Source organism: Mucilaginibacter sp. (assembly GCF_028288185.1).
GTDB lineage: Bacteria > Bacteroidota > Bacteroidia > Sphingobacteriales > Sphingobacteriaceae > Mucilaginibacter.
Genome location: NZ_JAQBOF010000035.1, coordinates 30,774 through 45,279, shown reverse-complemented (window position 1 = coordinate 45,279; position 14,506 = coordinate 30,774). Strand labels below are relative to the sequence as shown.

The window sequence follows — 14,506 nt, the reverse complement described above, 5'->3', positions numbered from 1 at the left end:
TCCTCTATTTTAGATGACTTAAACATGACAAATATGCGTTTCAATAAAAAACTATTAATCCCGATATGTTTGCTTTCAGGAGTGATACTCCTGGCATCAATGACCTTGATACAACAACAAACCCCTAAAGAAGATGATGAAAAAGCAGTTAACTTAAAAGTATTGCCTAAACATATCTCTCATAAAGACCTTGATAAAATAATGGGTCAGTGGGCTTCATCATTAGGTGTAAAATGTAATTTTTGCCATGCCCGAAATGACGAAACCAAAAAGATGGATTTTGCCAGCGATGCCAAACCAGAAAAGAAAATGGCCCGCGAAATGTATTTAATGGCAACCAAGATCAATAAAAAGTATTTTAAATCAGGCGATAAAGATTCTATCGGCGTAGCAAAATTAGGTAGCGTAAATTGCTATACCTGCCACCGTGGTGTAGCGCATTTAGAAGCTGCAACCTGGCCAAAACGTGGCGGTGGTGGTCCGGGCGGCCCCGGAATGGGTGCGCCTGGCGCACCGGGTACAGGTGGTCCGGGTGGCCAGCCAAGGCCACAAGGTGGCGGCGGTGGTCGCTAGTCCTATAAATAAAGAAATAATGAAAGCCTTCTGATGAAAAATCAGGAGGCTTTTATGTTATTGTCATTTAAACAAATCTGCTACATTTGTTAGGTATGCAAAAAATATTGATCGCCAATAGGGGCGAGATCGCTTTAAGGGTAATGCGCTCGGCGCGCGAAATGGGTATTAAAACGGTGGCGGTTTATTCGGCTGCTGATAGGGATGCCCTGCACGTACGCTATGCCGATGAAGCCGTTTATATTGGCGAAGCACCGTCTAATCAATCATACCTGGTTGGTGATAAAATAATTGATGCCTGCAAACAAACAGGTGCCCAGGGCATACACCCCGGCTATGGTTTTTTAAGCGAGAATGCCGCCTTTGCGCGCCAGGTGCGCGATGCCGGATTAATACTAATAGGCCCATCGCCGGAGGCTATGGAGATAATGGGTAATAAGCTGTCGGCCAAAGCCGCCGCCATGAGATATAATATCCCCATGGTGCCGGGTACAGAAGAAGCTATTACTGATATTAATGAAGCAAAGCAACGCGCGGTTGAAGTGGGTTTCCCTATCCTGATAAAAGCGGCTGCCGGTGGTGGTGGTAAGGGTATGCGCATTGTTGATACGGTTGCTGATTTTGAAGAGCAAATGCAGTTGGCCGTATCAGAAGCAACATCAGCTTTTGGTGATGGTTCTGTTTTTATTGAGCGATATGTATCATCGCCTAAACACATTGAGATACAGGTGCTGGGCGATACGCATGGCAACATAGTACATTTATTTGAGCGCGATTGCTCTGTACAACGCCGGCATCAAAAGGTTATTGAAGAAGCACCGTCATCTATATTAACTCCGCAGATACGCGTGGCTATGGGTAAATGCGCCGTTGATGTGGCAAGATCTGTTAACTATACCGGCGCTGGTACGGTAGAGTTTATCATGGACGATCAGCTCAATTTCTATTTTTTAGAAATGAATACCCGTTTGCAGGTTGAGCACCCCGTAACCGAATTAATAACCGGCATTGACCTGGTAAAAGAACAAATACAAATTGCAAGGGGAGAGGCTATCAGTTTTAAACAAGATGACCTTAAAATAAACGGCCATGCGATTGAGCTGCGTGTTTATGCCGAAGATCCTGCCAATAATTTCCTGCCGGATATTGGTACACTGCAAACCTATATTACCCCAAAAGGCCCGGGCATACGGGTTGATGATGGCTTTGAGCAAGGCATGGAAATCCCCATCTACTACGACCCTATGATAGCCAAATTGATTGCCTATGGTAAAGACAGGACAGAGGCTATAGAGCGCCTGTTACGCGCTATTAATGAATACCAAATAACTGGTATTACTACCACATTGGGTTTCGGCAGGTTTGTAATGCAGCATGAGGCATTTACATCTGGCAATTTTGATACCCACTTTGTAAAGAAATATTTTACGCCAGAAGTACTGCAAACCGGTAATGAAGAAGAGGCTTTAATTGCAGCCTTGGTAATGGAACAATTACTAAGCGCTACCAAAAGCACGGTTGAAGAAGCTGCTAATATCCCATCTAATTGGGTTAAAAATCGCAAATAACCGGGTAGAGACGCAATGCATCGCGTTTCTATGTTAAGATTTGATCCAGTAATTTTTTAATTTTTACAGGGTCGATAGTCATATCCTCATTAAGATTTCTGTAATGTGATTCCTGTATGTCCTGCTGGAAAATTGCAAAATATTTTAATTCACAAACTGTAGCCAGGTATCTAAAATAGTCAGGGTAATAGTTATTAGGGAAAAGTTCAATAAGGACAGTCCCGGCTTTGCAATTTATTATATTGGTATATGATGCACCGTGCGGGCCAATTATCACTTTGGCGGTATGATATATGGCTATTTGTTCGGCTACAGTTCTGGGCGCGTCTTCAATTATGGTAAAGCCGTATTCCTTCAACAGATTTATTACATCAACCTCATTGATTAGTTTTCTTCTGCCTTTTCTTTGGATGTATATACGTTCGCCGGTAACAACAGGTGTTTTTACTGATGCTAGCTTATCTTTTAATACCAACAAGTCGTGCTTGTTATGGAAATACCAGCTATCATTATTGGCCAGGTAATAGCTATCGGCAGTTACGTTGTATTTCCTGCTGTCAACTAGTTGTTCTGCATTAACGCCTGCATAGGTCATTAGTTCTTTTTCGAAAGCGGTATTCACCAAGGGGTAAACTATTTTTGCCTGCTTAAACTCTGCATCGCTCATTACAGCTTTTATCCGCAGTATTTTAGCGAAGATAAAATAGGTATAATCATAATAACCATTACCCCACTCGTGCGACCATAGCACGATGCACACATCGCACTTTAAAGGTGTGCGCTTATCAGCCTTTAGCAAGGTCTTTACAAACAGCGCCGAGCCAAAATCCATGTCTAAAACGTCGCGGTTAAGCTTCACGCCACCGTAGGGAAATATCTTTACCTTATTAGTACCATGAATGTTGTAAACAGCTACTGTTGATGTTATAACAGGCTCATTATTATTAAAATTTACAGGAGCTTCAGTGCTGATTACCCCGGCTGATGGGATGATTATTTCTTCGCCGTTTTTAATGAAGATCTGATAAGCTTTTAGTTTCGCTAACGTAGCCTGCTTATCTAATAAATTTGCACCAAAAAATTTAGCTAAAAGAGGAATGGCTTGCTTGGCCTGACTATATAATAAGGCTTTGATCTTTTTCATGGCGCTACTACAATAATAGCAATATTATGCCTTATAACACAACCGATTCTAACTCATCAATTAATGCCACTTGTGCCGGATTGATCTTTATCTTAGCGACCTCCGCTTCAAACCATGCGGCACGATCAACTTCAGCGAATCTGGCCATCTTTCCCGTGCGCGGCGGCCATTCCATTTCAAATACATTGCTTTGGATATTCTCAGCATCAATATCGCCTTCAACTGCCCAGGCCGATACAACCTTACCGCTTTTTAATTTAACAGGTTGTAATTTAATAAAATCGCCGTCAATAATCTGCATACCTGTTTCCTCAAAAAACTCACGCTTTGCGGCAATTAAAGGGTCCTCATCCTCCAGGTATTCCCCTTTAGGTATAGACCATGCACCCTCATCTTTATTTTTAAAGAACGGCCCACCCGGATGTACCAAAAAAACTTCGAGATAGTTATTTATGTTGCGATACAGTAAAATTCCGGCGCTTTGTTTAGAGATATTCATAGCTGTTAGATAAACCTAAATTAATATAATTAGTTTTGCTTTTCAAAAAGCTCCCCTTTTAGGGCGCTGGGGGTGAATATGTTTACAGGCATCATAGAAACTTTAGGCAAAATAACAGATCTGCGTACAGATCAGGGTAATTTACATATCACAGTCGAGTCGGTTATATCAAACGAGTTAAGGATAGATCAATCGGTTGCGCATAACGGCGTATGCCTTACCGTAGTTGCAGTAGCCGATGGTAAACACACCGTTACGGCTATTGAAGAAACGTTGAACAAAACCAGCCTGGGCCATTTAAAAACTGGCGAGCCGGTTAACCTGGAACGTTGCATGCAAATGAACGCACGGTTGGATGGCCACATCGTACAGGGCCATGTGGATCAGACCGCTGTTTGTACCGCCTTTAAAGCGTTAGACGGTAGCTGGGAATATACCTTTGAATATGACGCATCTATAGGTAATGTTACGGTTGAAAAAGGATCTATTTGTGTTAACGGGATTAGTTTAACGGTAGTTAATTCGCAAGCCAATAGTTTTTCGGTAGCCATTATACCTTATACTTTCGAGCATACTAATCTCCACAATGTTAATGAAGGATCTGTAGTTAACCTGGAATTTGATATTATTGGTAAATATGTTGCAAGGTTAATGCAGCGTTAATTATTTCCTCGGCATGTAAATAATAATACAAGCCCCCGCAACAGCCATCACCGCACCAATAATATCATATTTATCCGGTCTGAAACCATCAATCTTCCAGGCCCATATCAAAGCCATAATGATAAATATACCGCCATACGCCGCATAAACGCGACCGAAATTTGCGGTTTGCCAGGTGGCTACCACGCCATAAGCTACTAATATTAAGCCACCAACTAAACCGTACCATAAAGGTTTTTCTTCTTTAAGCCAGAGCCATATCAGGTAGCCGCCACCAATTTCGCATAAGCCGGCCAGCATAAACAGGAAGAGTGATCTAAGTATTGCCATAGAATAAGTTATTAGCCTAATATAGCAATAATGCTTTTATTTTCCACCCAGCGCTGCTATCCGGGCGATGCTGTAATTTATATAGGTTTCTTGTTTTTTGTCTGGTTTGCCTGCGATATATTTTTTATAATATTTAAGCGCGCTTTTTTTATCTTTTAATTCCGCATCAAACATAGTAGCCAAATAATAATAAGTTAAAGGCTTATCATCATACAATAGCGCTTTTTGATAATTGGTTTTTGCTTTTATAAACTGCTTTAGCGTTTCGTAACTATCGGCCATTTCATTATAATAGGTACCTGTACTTGGCGAAATACTTAAAGTAATAGCTTTCTTAAAATAAGTTATGGCTTGTTGCTGGTCCTTTAACATTTTATAACAAGCCGCGGTAAAATAGGCAGTGATCTCTGTTTGATTTGGCTCCGGTATTTTAGTTAGTATTGCTATACCACAAGTGTAGTTTTTAATTTGATAATAAGCCCTGCCCAATTTTGATATGGTTGATGTTGTGCTATCGCCCAGTAACAATAATTGCTCGCCGGTTTTCACCGTTTCGCGCCATTTGCTTTCAATATAATTTAATCGAAGTAAAGCTTGCTGCAAAATAATATTTGAAGGATCAGCAGCTATCGCGATAGCTAATACTTTTTCGGCTTTAGGCGATTGATCATCCAGCATATAGGCCTCACTCAGATCAAATGCTACATCAGCATCAATCGGGTTTAGCTTGTTAGCCTTTTCAAAATAAAAGATCTCATTTTTTATACCACCACTTTTATCACGATTTATTTGTGCAAGGCGGTTATAGGCTTCAAAATTAGTAGTATCTAACGCTACCAGCTTTTTAAAATAAACCTCGGCTTTATTATTGTTTCCCCTGCGCTGATTTATACTGGCCAAATTATATAGCACAGTTAAGTTAGTAGAATCCTTATCATATACCCGCTGATAAAAACCCTCGGCATCCGGCAATAGGTGCGCCATTGCCGAGGTATAGGCTAGTCGGGATAATTCCTTTGTATCTGTTACCGGCTCTGTATAAATACCTTTTAAATAGGTTAGGGCATCGGCGAAGCGCTGGTTTTGATAATATTCTAATAACAAAGCATCATCCGCTTTTCGTGCTTGTTGTGCATGGCAAATATTAATTACTGCTATTGAAAAAAAGACCGAGAAGAGTAAAGGTTTCATTAAACTAAAGTATTAGTTATAAATGATAAATGCAAATAATCAAACAAAAAGGGCATGAGTGGGTTGTTATTTATACATAAACATTAACATATATTAACTAAAGAAAATACACTATGGATACCTTAAAGAAATTTGGACTGATGGAAAAGATTGTCCATGAACTAGAAGATTTGAAAAACAGCCAGCAGGCTATCATAACAAAACTGACTAAAATTGAAGTTGATAATATGGAGCTTGGCGATAAAAAATTAGAAAAGGAACTACCTGATATGCATCAACGCGTATCAGACAACCTGGACACTATTGCGGGGTTGCTGGAAGACTTTGCCAGCCAAACAGATACCTTCAGTAATAAAAATAACATAACTGCGCTGAAGGAACAGGAAGCGCTGAAAGCATAATAAAAAAAGAGGCTGATCATTTTGAGATCGCCTCTTTTTTGTTATAAAGTGGTAAAGAAACCGTTGTAGGTTATGATTTTATAATTTTCGATGGTTAGCTCAAGCTTGGCGGTTCCGTCAGGCTTCAAATCAAAAACATATTTGGTAACCTTGCTGCCGTCTTTAGGCTTTATGGTTATGGTAACCTTGCCGTCTTTCTTTTGTTTTACATCGTAATCATAAGCGGTAGTCGAAAATTTGCTAGGGTCCTCTAGAATCGTTGTCGTACTATTGGTGGTTCCTTCCGCCTTTGTTGTGCTTTTGTCAAAGTAGGGCAGATATGATGATACGGAGTCCGGTGTCATCGAGGCGGAATATGCTGTACTCAGTGTCTTATGGTTATCCTGAGTAGCTTCAGAACTAACTGACGCGCCGGCACGGTCGGCATCTACAGGTAATACAGCAGTTTTAGCATTAAACCGAAATTTCTTCTCATCGGCCATTTTTTTGATATCTGTGGCCGAAAAGGGTTTTGGCTGATCTTGTGCATAAGTGATATCGATGCTTACCATGGTAAATATCAGCAATAATAAGTGTTTCATTTTTTTAGATGTGAGCGTTAACAAAATGAACCGATTATATAATTACAAATACAGCTAACTATCTGTTTTAAAATTTATTATTATTTTTATTAGAAATAAGTTAACTGTAAAAACGTCATGACTGTAAACGAAATAATGGCCGACCTGCAAGCTCATGGTAACGAAGGCATTAAAAATATTTTAATTAAGCACGGTGTTAAAGAACCGTTCTTCGGGGTAAAAGTTGAGCATTTAAAAACCATCCAGAAAAAAATAAAAAAGGATTACCAGCTTGCTAAAGATCTTTATGTTACCGGCAATGCCGATGCACAATACCTAGCCGGACTTATTGCCGATGATGCAAAAATGACCAAAGCCGACCTGCAAACCTGGGCCAAAGGGGCCTTGTCTGACAATATTAGCGGGAATACTGTACCATGGGTAGCTGCCGAAGGAAATTATGGATATGAGCTGGCATTAGAGTGGATTGAAAGCCCAGAGGAGTATATAGCCGTGGCTGGCTGGGCAACATTGGGCAGCCTTGCATCATTAAAACCGGATAGCGAATTAGATATGGATTCCCTGAAGTCTTTACTAAACCGCGTTGAAAAGACTATTCACTCATCACCAAACCGTGTACGCGGAACCATGAATAATTTTATAATAAGTGTTGGAGCCTATGTGGCCTCTTTAACTGATTATGCAATAACTGTTGCAAATAATATTGGCCCGGTAACAGTAATTAAAGAAGGCACTGCCTGCAAAACTCCGGCAGCCGTGGAGTACATTGAGAAAGCTAAGGCCAGAGGCAGTTTAGAGAAAAAGAAAAAGACGGTGAAGTGTTAAATTAACCATGTCATTTCGAACGAGGTACGAGAGAGAAATCTTATAAGCCTTGCATGTTGTATAAGATTTCTCGCTATCGCTCGAAATGACATTTTGGTTAGTTACTACTCTATACTCTTCCCCTTCATGGCATGATTAATAGCATGATCCATTAGGCGCTCGGCAAAGGGGCGGGTAAATTCATTTAGCTCGTCAATTTGTTTATGTATGGCATCTTTGTCGCCGCTTGCTAACACAGCTTTCAGGTCGACAATATATTTTTCTGTTGTACTTAGTTCTTCTGCGGATAAAAAGCTGCCGTTTTTCTGTATAAAACGCTCTACCGTATAAACCATTTGCTCGCCTTCGGTACGGGCTTCAATCAGCATACGCTGACTCACATCGTCTTTGGCGTGGGTGATGCTGTCCATCAGCATTTGCTCTACCTGGTCGTCCGTAATACCGTAGGTTGGTTTAACTTCCACTTCCTGTTTAACGCCTGATCTTAGCTCGATAGCCTGTATTTTTAAGATACCATCAGCATTCAGCAAAAAATTAATATCCACTTTAGGGAAACCAGCAGGCATAGATGGTATGCCTTTCAGTTCAAACTCGGCCAGTTTACGATTTTCTTTTATCAGATCGCGCTCGCCCTGGTAAACGGCGATCTTCATGTTTACCTGCCCGTCCTTTGATGTAGTATATTGCCGGCCTGCCTTGGTTGGTATTTTAGAGTTTCGGGGGATGATCACATCCATCAATCCACCCATAGTTTCAATACCTAATGATAGCGGGGTAACGTCAAGCAACAAAATATCTTTACGATTACCGGCTAAAATATCAGCCTGGATAGCGGCACCTAAAGCTACTACTTCGTCCGGGTTAACTTCGTCATGTAAGGGGCGTTTAAAAAAGTCGGCCACCATTTTTTTAACTAACGCGGTGCGTGTTGAGCCACCTACCATAACCACTTCATCAATCTGATGGATAGTTAGTTTGGCATCTCTCAAAGCATTTTCGCAAGCGGTAATAGTTTGCTGTACTTTAACTAATATCAGTTGCTCAAAAGTATCGCGGTCAAGGGTGCACCATATATCACCAACCTTTTCATTAAATAAACTTTGATGGCTAAATGCTTTCTTGGCTTCTTCTGCTTTTAATCGCAGTTCCTGCGCTAGCTCGTGGTTTGCTATCAGATCAGCCCGGTTAAGTTGATTTTTCTCTATCCAGTAATCAACAATAGCACGGTCGAAATCATCGCCGCCTAAAAAGGTATCGCCATTGGTTGATAGCACTTCGAATATCCCGTTCTGTATTTGCAGGATAGATACATCAAACGTACCACCGCCCAGATCGTAAACTGCAATAGTTTTTGTTTCTTCGGGATTTAAGCCTATGCCATAAGCCAGGCTAGCTGCTGTAGGTTCGTTTACAATACGTAAAACATCCAACCCTGCCAGTTTACCGGCATCGCGGGTTGCCTGGCGCTGCGAATCATTAAAATAAGCCGGAACGGTTATTACCGCACGGTTAATTGGAGTTTTTAAGGCGTGTTCGGCACGTGCTTTTAACTCTTTTAATATTAAGCCGGATAACTCAATCGGCGTATAAAATTTATCGCCTACCTTTATTTTAACCAGGCTCTCGCTGTCATCGTCAATAACTTTGTAACTAAAAAAGTCTTTATAGTTCTCAATATCTTTATAACTGCGGCCCAATAATCTTTTTACAGAGAATATGGTGTTTTGCGGGTCGGTAATTAAAAAGTCTTTGGCATCATTACCTACAACAACATCACCGGTTTGGCCAAAATGCACAATGGAAGGTACTAAAACACCTTTACCAGTATCATTAATTACCTGCGCGTTTTTATCAGGATTAATAAAAGCCACCAACGAGTTGGTAGTACCCAGATCAATACCTACAATTATTTCTTCTTTTTGTATAGAACCTGTTGCCAGATTGATAGAAACTTTAGCCATTATGTATTATGTAACAATTGCGCAAATGTAGCTAGTTTTACCTCACGGTATGTCATTATATTGTGAATTGACTTATTTGATTGAAATTTCTTAATTTCACATTTATGCTAAAAAATAAACCTCCCCTGAGAATAGTATTAGTATTGTTAATTTTTACCTCCGTAATTTCTGCAAACGCGCAGCAATTTGGAGGTAATCCACCATCTATAAAATGGAAACAAGTAAATACACCGGTAGCTAAAGTTATATTCCCTGCCGGGATGGATTCGGTAGCATCAAGAGTTGCAGAAATTGTGCAACGAATGAATGGCGCTATACAACCGACCATCGGCTATAAACAAAAGCCGGTTAGTATATTGCTGCAAAATCAAACAACCATATCAAACGCTTATGTGGGTTTGGCCCCCTTTAGAAGCGAATTTTATTTAACTCCCGATCAAAATAGTTTTGAAATAGGCAGCCTGCCGTGGACGGATCAACTGGCTATACATGAGTTTAGGCATGTGCAGCAGTACAATAATTTTAATGTAGGCTTGTCAAAGGCATTACGCGTGGTTTTTGGTGACGGTGGGCAATCATTAGCTAATGACCTGGCTGTACCCAATTGGTTTTTTGAGGGTGATGCTGTTTTTAACGAAACTCATGTAAGCCAACAGGGCAGGGGAAGGTTACCTTATTTTTTTAACGGGTACCGCGCATTATGGGATGCTCATAAAGATTATAGCTGGATGAAGCTGCGTAACGGGTCGTTAATTGATTATATACCCGATTGGTACCCGATGGGATATATGATGGTAGCTTATGGCCGCGAAAAATATGGTGACGATTTCTGGAAAAAAGTAACGCATGATGCGGCATCATTTAACGGGCTGTTTTACCCAATGCAAAAAGCGATAAAAAAATATTCGGGCGAAAATTTTTCGGATTTTAGGAATAGCGGGTTTGCTTATTTTAAGCAACAGTATAAAACTGATGAGGTGACAACTAATAAAGGCAAGCATTTTGTTGCCAACCAGGAATACCCGGTTTATGTGGATGATAATACCATTATCTACATGAAAAGCACTTATAATAAGTTGGCTCAATTTACCATCAACACTAACGGTAAGGAGAAGAAGATAAGTACCAGGTCTTTATCGTTAGATAATTATTTTGCCTACAGCAATGGCAAAATTATTTACGCGGCCTTACACCCTGATGTGCGCTGGGGGTATAGGGATTATAGCGAACTACAGCTTTTAGATATCAATACCGGCGAAGAGCAACGGCTTACCGAACATACTAAATACTTTTCACCATCATTTAGTAATAATGGCAGTAGCATAGTAGCCGTACAGGTTAACCCATCAGGCACTAATCAGCTGTACATATTAAATACGGCTGATGGTAAATTAATATCGGCTATACCAAATAAAGAAAACCTGTTTTATACGTACCCTAAATTTTATGGTGATGATAAACTGGTATCGGCAGTGCGTAATACTGAAGGTAAAATGAGCCTGGCCATTATTGATATTAAAACAGGTAATTCTAAATACTTATTACCGTTTTCGTACCAGCCGGTTGCTTTCCCGGCAGTGCAGGGCGATATGATCTATTTCTCGGCAACTACCGGGATGAATGACCGATTATTTGCGGTTAATGCAACCAACGGTAAACTGTATGCCATTGATAATACAGGTATAAACAGGTATCAACCTGCTGCAACAGCAAATAAGCTGGCCTGGGTAGAGTTTACGGCGTTTGGGTACCAACTTAAACAAGCTAATAATAATGCCGCTCAATGGACCGCATTGCCTGATAATAGCATCCCCGTTGGTTTGCCTGATTTTAATGTGTCTGCTCTAAAAAGAGATTCGTCAACCAATTTATTGGCAGGGGTGCCTAATAAACCAATGCCGGTTACTAAATATAATAAAGGCTACCATTTATTAAATTTCCATAGCCTGATACCCGATTTTAGCGACCCTAACTACACAGTTACATTAGAAGGGGAGAATGTGTTGAATACCCTGCAATCGCAATTGTTGTTTAACTATAACCGGGATGAAGGCTATAAAGAGATCGGCGTTGACGCGGTATATGGTGCGTGGTTCCCATATATATCAGCAGGGTTTGATTATACGCTGGATAGACGAGCCTTATATAAAACCACAAAAATTTATTGGAACGAAAGCGATATACACGGCGGTTTGCAACTGCCTTTTAATTTAAGCAGTGGTAAACAATTAACCGGGTTAAGTATCAGCTCTTCATTACATTATAGCCGTACAATGTTTAGTGGCTTGCAAAGCATATTAAACCAGGCCTATATGTATGTAAACAATACCATATCATTTGCCAGCCATGTACAGCAGGCAAAGCAAAATATTTACCCACGCTTTGGCGAAAGCCTTACCCTTAATTACAAAACAGCTATTACTAATATAAGCGCCAGCCAATTGCTGGCAACAGGGGCATTATATCTCCCCGGATTATTTAGTAACCATAACCTTATTATTAGTGGTGCCCACCAGGAAAAAGGCGCGGACAATGTAATTAGCTTCTCTAATAACTTTCCGTTTAGTCGGGGCTATACCGCCGAGAATTTGTATACTATGAATAAAATTGGGGTTGATTATCATTTCCCTATAGCATACCTGGATGCGGGTATAGCAAACACCGTTTATTTTTTACGGATACGTGGCGATGCTTTTTTTGATTATACACAAGGCAGTTTTTTTCTGACCAACAAAACTTTATATAAAAGCAATTTCCGATCTGCGGGCGCAACGTTGTATTTTGACACCAAATGGTTTAATCAGCAACCTTTAACTTTTGGTGTACGATATAGTTATTTGCTGGATCAGGATCTTTTTGGTGCCGTAGGACCCCATGTGATTGAATTGGTATTGCCGGTTAGCTTTTTTTAATGAGTGAATGAGTGATTGAGTGAATACACTTGCTATTATTACTTCTCGTTAACTTTTTTCAGGAGATTTTTTACACGCTCTGCACTGGTTGCTTCATAGCCATATTCATCGCCATAAGTGCTGCCCATAACAATATAGTCGTTTTTATATTGCATTTTACTTTTAACCGGAGCTACTAACGTACCGTGTATTTCCTTTACGCCGGTTATCATAATAAGGTCTGCTGCGTTTATTTCAGTTATACCACTGCCTGCCATAATTGATATGCGTCCTTTAGCTTTTTTAACCAATTCTGTAATTGCCCGCGCTCCTTCCATAGCCGTACTTTTACCACCCGAAGTAAGTATCCGCTCAAAACCAACTCCAATAATATCTTCAAGGGCGTTGAATTGGTCTGCGCACATATCAAATGCGCGATGAAAGGTAACGCCCAGGCCGGCCTGTTTGGCTAACTGTACCAATTGTGAGCAGCGTTCTTTATCTACCGTGCCATCAGCGTTAAGCATACCTGTTACAATACCATCACAACCTGCTTCAATGCAATATTTCACATCGGCAACCATGGTGTCAAATTCAATGTCGGTATATAAAAAATCACTGCCGCGGGGGCGTATCAATACATATAATTTAATGTGGAGCAGTTTGCGTGCCGTAGTTATTTGACCGGGTGATGGTGTGGTGCCGCCTGCGTATAAGTTATCGCATAGTTCAACCCGTATAGCGCCCCCTTCCTGTGCCGCCAAAGCCGAAGTAATTGAATTTGCACAAACCTCTAAAGAGATCATAAATTAGCCAGGGGATTAATTATTACGTAAATATAAACTATTGGTAATAGTTTAATCCTTTACAGTCTCATAAAAATATTTGCCGGGGATAATCAAATCCTGCTTCTTTGCATCGCATACCGCGAAGGTGAATCCTTTATGTAAGGCGTATGCTCCATATTCTCCTTTTTTGTTGATCGCTAAAAAGCCAACCTGTATTTCCTTAACAGTATCGGGTTTCTTTTTAATAATGCGCCTGCAGGCTTCTTTACAAGCGTCCTGCGGAGAATATCCGTGTCGCATCAATTCGACCACTAAAAAGCTGCCTACATTGCGTATCACTTCTTCGCCTACACCGGTTGATGTTGCGCCGCCTACCTCATTATCTACATATAGGCCAGCGCCAATGATCGGGCTGTCGCCCACCCGGCCATGCATTTTCCATGCCATCCCGCTGGTAGTACAAGCGCCGGATATGTTGCCTTTGGCATCAATAGCCAGCATACCAATAGTATCATGATTGTATTTACCGCCCGGCATTTGGTTCTCGCTATTCATTATAGGTTTATACTCGTGCTTTACCAGCCATTTTTTCCAGGCTATTTCTGATTCGGGGGTTAATAGCTTTTCTGCTTTAAAACCTTGTTCAATAGCGAATTGCCGGGCACCATCGCCAACCAATAAAACGTGTGGGGTTTTTTCCATTACCAACCGCGCTACCGATATAGGGTGAGCTATATCTTCCATTCCCGCTACAGCGCCGCAATTGCCTTGCTCGTCCATAATGCAGGCGTCTAAAGTAACATGGCCATCGCGGTCCGGGTAACCGGCTCTGCCTACACTATGATTCTTTAAATCAGCTTCAGGTATTTTGGCACCGGCCTCAACGGCATCAAGCGAACGCCCGCCTTTCGATAATATTTTCCAGGCTTCTTTATTGGCGGCAACGCCAAAATCCCAGGTTGATATTACAATAGGATGATTTGCCGCCTCGGTTTTTAAAACAGATGCAATTGATGATGCGGATAACGCTGTTAATGAAGCGGTTATAGATGATAGCTTGATGAACTTTCGGCGGTTGTACATTATGCAAT

The 14,506-nt window shown here is 40.9% G+C and carries 14 protein-coding genes; 6 read left to right on the top strand and 8 right to left on the bottom strand.

Annotation, left to right across the window (positions count from 1 at the left end; genetic code table 11):
• The first annotated feature begins 33 nt into the window (after positions 1-33).
• Positions 34-573, top strand: a complete 540-nt coding sequence (locus tag JWQ34_RS15085) for a c-type cytochrome (protein ID WP_299358488.1) — start codon at positions 34-36, stop codon at positions 571-573.
• A 95-nt stretch (positions 574-668) separates the two neighbouring features.
• Positions 669-2,141: an acetyl-CoA carboxylase biotin carboxylase subunit gene (gene accC / locus JWQ34_RS15080; RefSeq protein ID WP_299358486.1), complete on the top strand. Its 1,473-nt coding sequence runs from the start codon at positions 669-671 to the stop codon at positions 2,139-2,141.
• 28 nt (positions 2,142-2,169) lie between these two features.
• Here the strand turns inward: accC and JWQ34_RS15075 are convergent, their stop codons facing one another.
• Positions 2,170-3,285, bottom strand: a complete 1,116-nt coding sequence (locus tag JWQ34_RS15075) for a DUF563 domain-containing protein (RefSeq protein ID WP_299358484.1) — start codon at positions 3,283-3,285, stop codon at positions 2,170-2,172.
• 31 nt (positions 3,286-3,316) lie between these two features.
• Positions 3,317-3,784 carry an NUDIX domain-containing protein gene (locus JWQ34_RS15070; protein WP_299358482.1) on the bottom strand — a complete coding sequence of 156 codons (468 nt, stop codon included), beginning with the start codon at positions 3,782-3,784 and terminating at the stop codon, positions 3,317-3,319.
• 78 nt (positions 3,785-3,862) lie between these two features.
• On the opposite strand from JWQ34_RS15070, the gene JWQ34_RS15065 reads away from it, so the two are divergent.
• On the top strand, positions 3,863-4,447 hold the full coding sequence (locus JWQ34_RS15065) for a riboflavin synthase (RefSeq protein ID WP_299358479.1): 585 nt from the start codon (positions 3,863-3,865) through the stop codon (positions 4,445-4,447).
• Here JWQ34_RS15065 and JWQ34_RS15060 read toward each other — a convergent pair whose 3' ends face one another.
• Both JWQ34_RS15060 and JWQ34_RS15055 read right to left on the bottom strand, forming a co-directional pair.
• Positions 4,448-4,777, bottom strand: a complete 330-nt coding sequence (locus tag JWQ34_RS15060) for a YnfA family protein (protein WP_299358477.1) — start codon at positions 4,775-4,777, stop codon at positions 4,448-4,450.
• 36 nt (positions 4,778-4,813) lie between these two features.
• The gene (locus tag JWQ34_RS15055) at positions 4,814-5,968 is read right to left on the bottom strand and encodes a hypothetical protein (RefSeq protein WP_299358475.1); all 1,155 of its coding nucleotides are present in this window, start codon (positions 5,966-5,968) and stop codon (positions 4,814-4,816) included.
• Positions 5,969-6,081: 113 nt separating this feature from the next.
• Here JWQ34_RS15055 and JWQ34_RS15050 point away from each other — a divergent pair, with 113 nt between their 5' ends.
• Positions 6,082-6,369 (top strand): hypothetical protein, encoded by a 288-nt coding sequence (locus JWQ34_RS15050; protein ID WP_299358473.1) that lies wholly within the window; start codon positions 6,082-6,084, stop codon positions 6,367-6,369.
• Between the two features lie 41 nt (positions 6,370-6,410).
• Here JWQ34_RS15050 and JWQ34_RS15045 read toward each other — a convergent pair whose 3' ends face one another.
• On the bottom strand, positions 6,411-6,950 hold the full coding sequence (locus JWQ34_RS15045; RefSeq protein ID WP_299358472.1) for a DUF4251 domain-containing protein: 540 nt from the start codon (positions 6,948-6,950) through the stop codon (positions 6,411-6,413).
• 117 nt (positions 6,951-7,067) lie between these two features.
• Between JWQ34_RS15045 and JWQ34_RS15040 the strand changes: the two genes are divergently transcribed.
• Positions 7,068-7,775: a DNA alkylation repair protein gene (locus tag JWQ34_RS15040; RefSeq protein ID WP_299358470.1), complete on the top strand. Its 708-nt coding sequence runs from the start codon at positions 7,068-7,070 to the stop codon at positions 7,773-7,775.
• Between the two features lie 104 nt (positions 7,776-7,879).
• Here JWQ34_RS15040 and hscA read toward each other — a convergent pair whose 3' ends face one another.
• Positions 7,880-9,736, bottom strand: a complete 1,857-nt coding sequence (gene hscA / locus JWQ34_RS15035) for a Fe-S protein assembly chaperone HscA (RefSeq protein WP_299358468.1) — start codon at positions 9,734-9,736, stop codon at positions 7,880-7,882.
• A 104-nt stretch (positions 9,737-9,840) separates the two neighbouring features.
• Between hscA and JWQ34_RS15030 the strand changes: the two genes are divergently transcribed.
• Complete coding sequence (locus tag JWQ34_RS15030; protein WP_299358466.1) at positions 9,841-12,648, top strand: hypothetical protein; 2,808 nt, start codon at positions 9,841-9,843, stop codon at positions 12,646-12,648.
• A gap of 38 nt (positions 12,649-12,686) precedes the next feature.
• Here JWQ34_RS15030 and JWQ34_RS15025 read toward each other — a convergent pair whose 3' ends face one another.
• Positions 12,687-13,433 carry a copper homeostasis protein CutC gene (locus JWQ34_RS15025; RefSeq protein WP_299358464.1) on the bottom strand — a complete coding sequence of 249 codons (747 nt, stop codon included), beginning with the start codon at positions 13,431-13,433 and terminating at the stop codon, positions 12,687-12,689.
• A 51-nt stretch (positions 13,434-13,484) separates the two neighbouring features.
• Complete coding sequence (locus JWQ34_RS15020) at positions 13,485-14,498, bottom strand: N(4)-(beta-N-acetylglucosaminyl)-L-asparaginase (protein ID WP_299358462.1); 1,014 nt, start codon at positions 14,496-14,498, stop codon at positions 13,485-13,487.
• Positions 14,499-14,506: the final 8 nt, after the last annotated feature.

Coding starts and splice junctions, on each gene's coding strand:
- JWQ34_RS15085 (WP_299358488.1), top strand. CDS start 34: ATGCGTTTCAATAAAAAACTATTAATCCCGATATGTTTGCTTTCAGGA.
- accC (WP_299358486.1), top strand. CDS start 669: ATGCAAAAAATATTGATCGCCAATAGGGGCGAGATCGCTTTAAGGGTA.
- JWQ34_RS15060 (WP_299358477.1), bottom strand. CDS start 4,777: ATGGCAATACTTAGATCACTCTTCCTGTTTATGCTGGCCGGCTTATGC.
- JWQ34_RS15020 (WP_299358462.1), bottom strand. CDS start 14,498: ATGTACAACCGCCGAAAGTTCATCAAGCTATCATCTATAACCGCTTCA.
- JWQ34_RS15070 (WP_299358482.1), bottom strand. CDS start 3,784: ATGAATATCTCTAAACAAAGCGCCGGAATTTTACTGTATCGCAACATA.
- JWQ34_RS15065 (WP_299358479.1), top strand. CDS start 3,863: ATGTTTACAGGCATCATAGAAACTTTAGGCAAAATAACAGATCTGCGT.
- JWQ34_RS15055 (WP_299358475.1), bottom strand. CDS start 5,968: ATGAAACCTTTACTCTTCTCGGTCTTTTTTTCAATAGCAGTAATTAAT.
- JWQ34_RS15030 (WP_299358466.1), top strand. CDS start 9,841: ATGCTAAAAAATAAACCTCCCCTGAGAATAGTATTAGTATTGTTAATT.
- JWQ34_RS15040 (WP_299358470.1), top strand. CDS start 7,068: ATGACTGTAAACGAAATAATGGCCGACCTGCAAGCTCATGGTAACGAA.
- JWQ34_RS15045 (WP_299358472.1), bottom strand. CDS start 6,950: ATGAAACACTTATTATTGCTGATATTTACCATGGTAAGCATCGATATC.
- JWQ34_RS15075 (WP_299358484.1), bottom strand. CDS start 3,285: ATGAAAAAGATCAAAGCCTTATTATATAGTCAGGCCAAGCAAGCCATT.
- JWQ34_RS15050 (WP_299358473.1), top strand. CDS start 6,082: ATGGATACCTTAAAGAAATTTGGACTGATGGAAAAGATTGTCCATGAA.
- hscA (WP_299358468.1), bottom strand. CDS start 9,736: ATGGCTAAAGTTTCTATCAATCTGGCAACAGGTTCTATACAAAAAGAA.
- JWQ34_RS15025 (WP_299358464.1), bottom strand. CDS start 13,433: ATGATCTCTTTAGAGGTTTGTGCAAATTCAATTACTTCGGCTTTGGCG.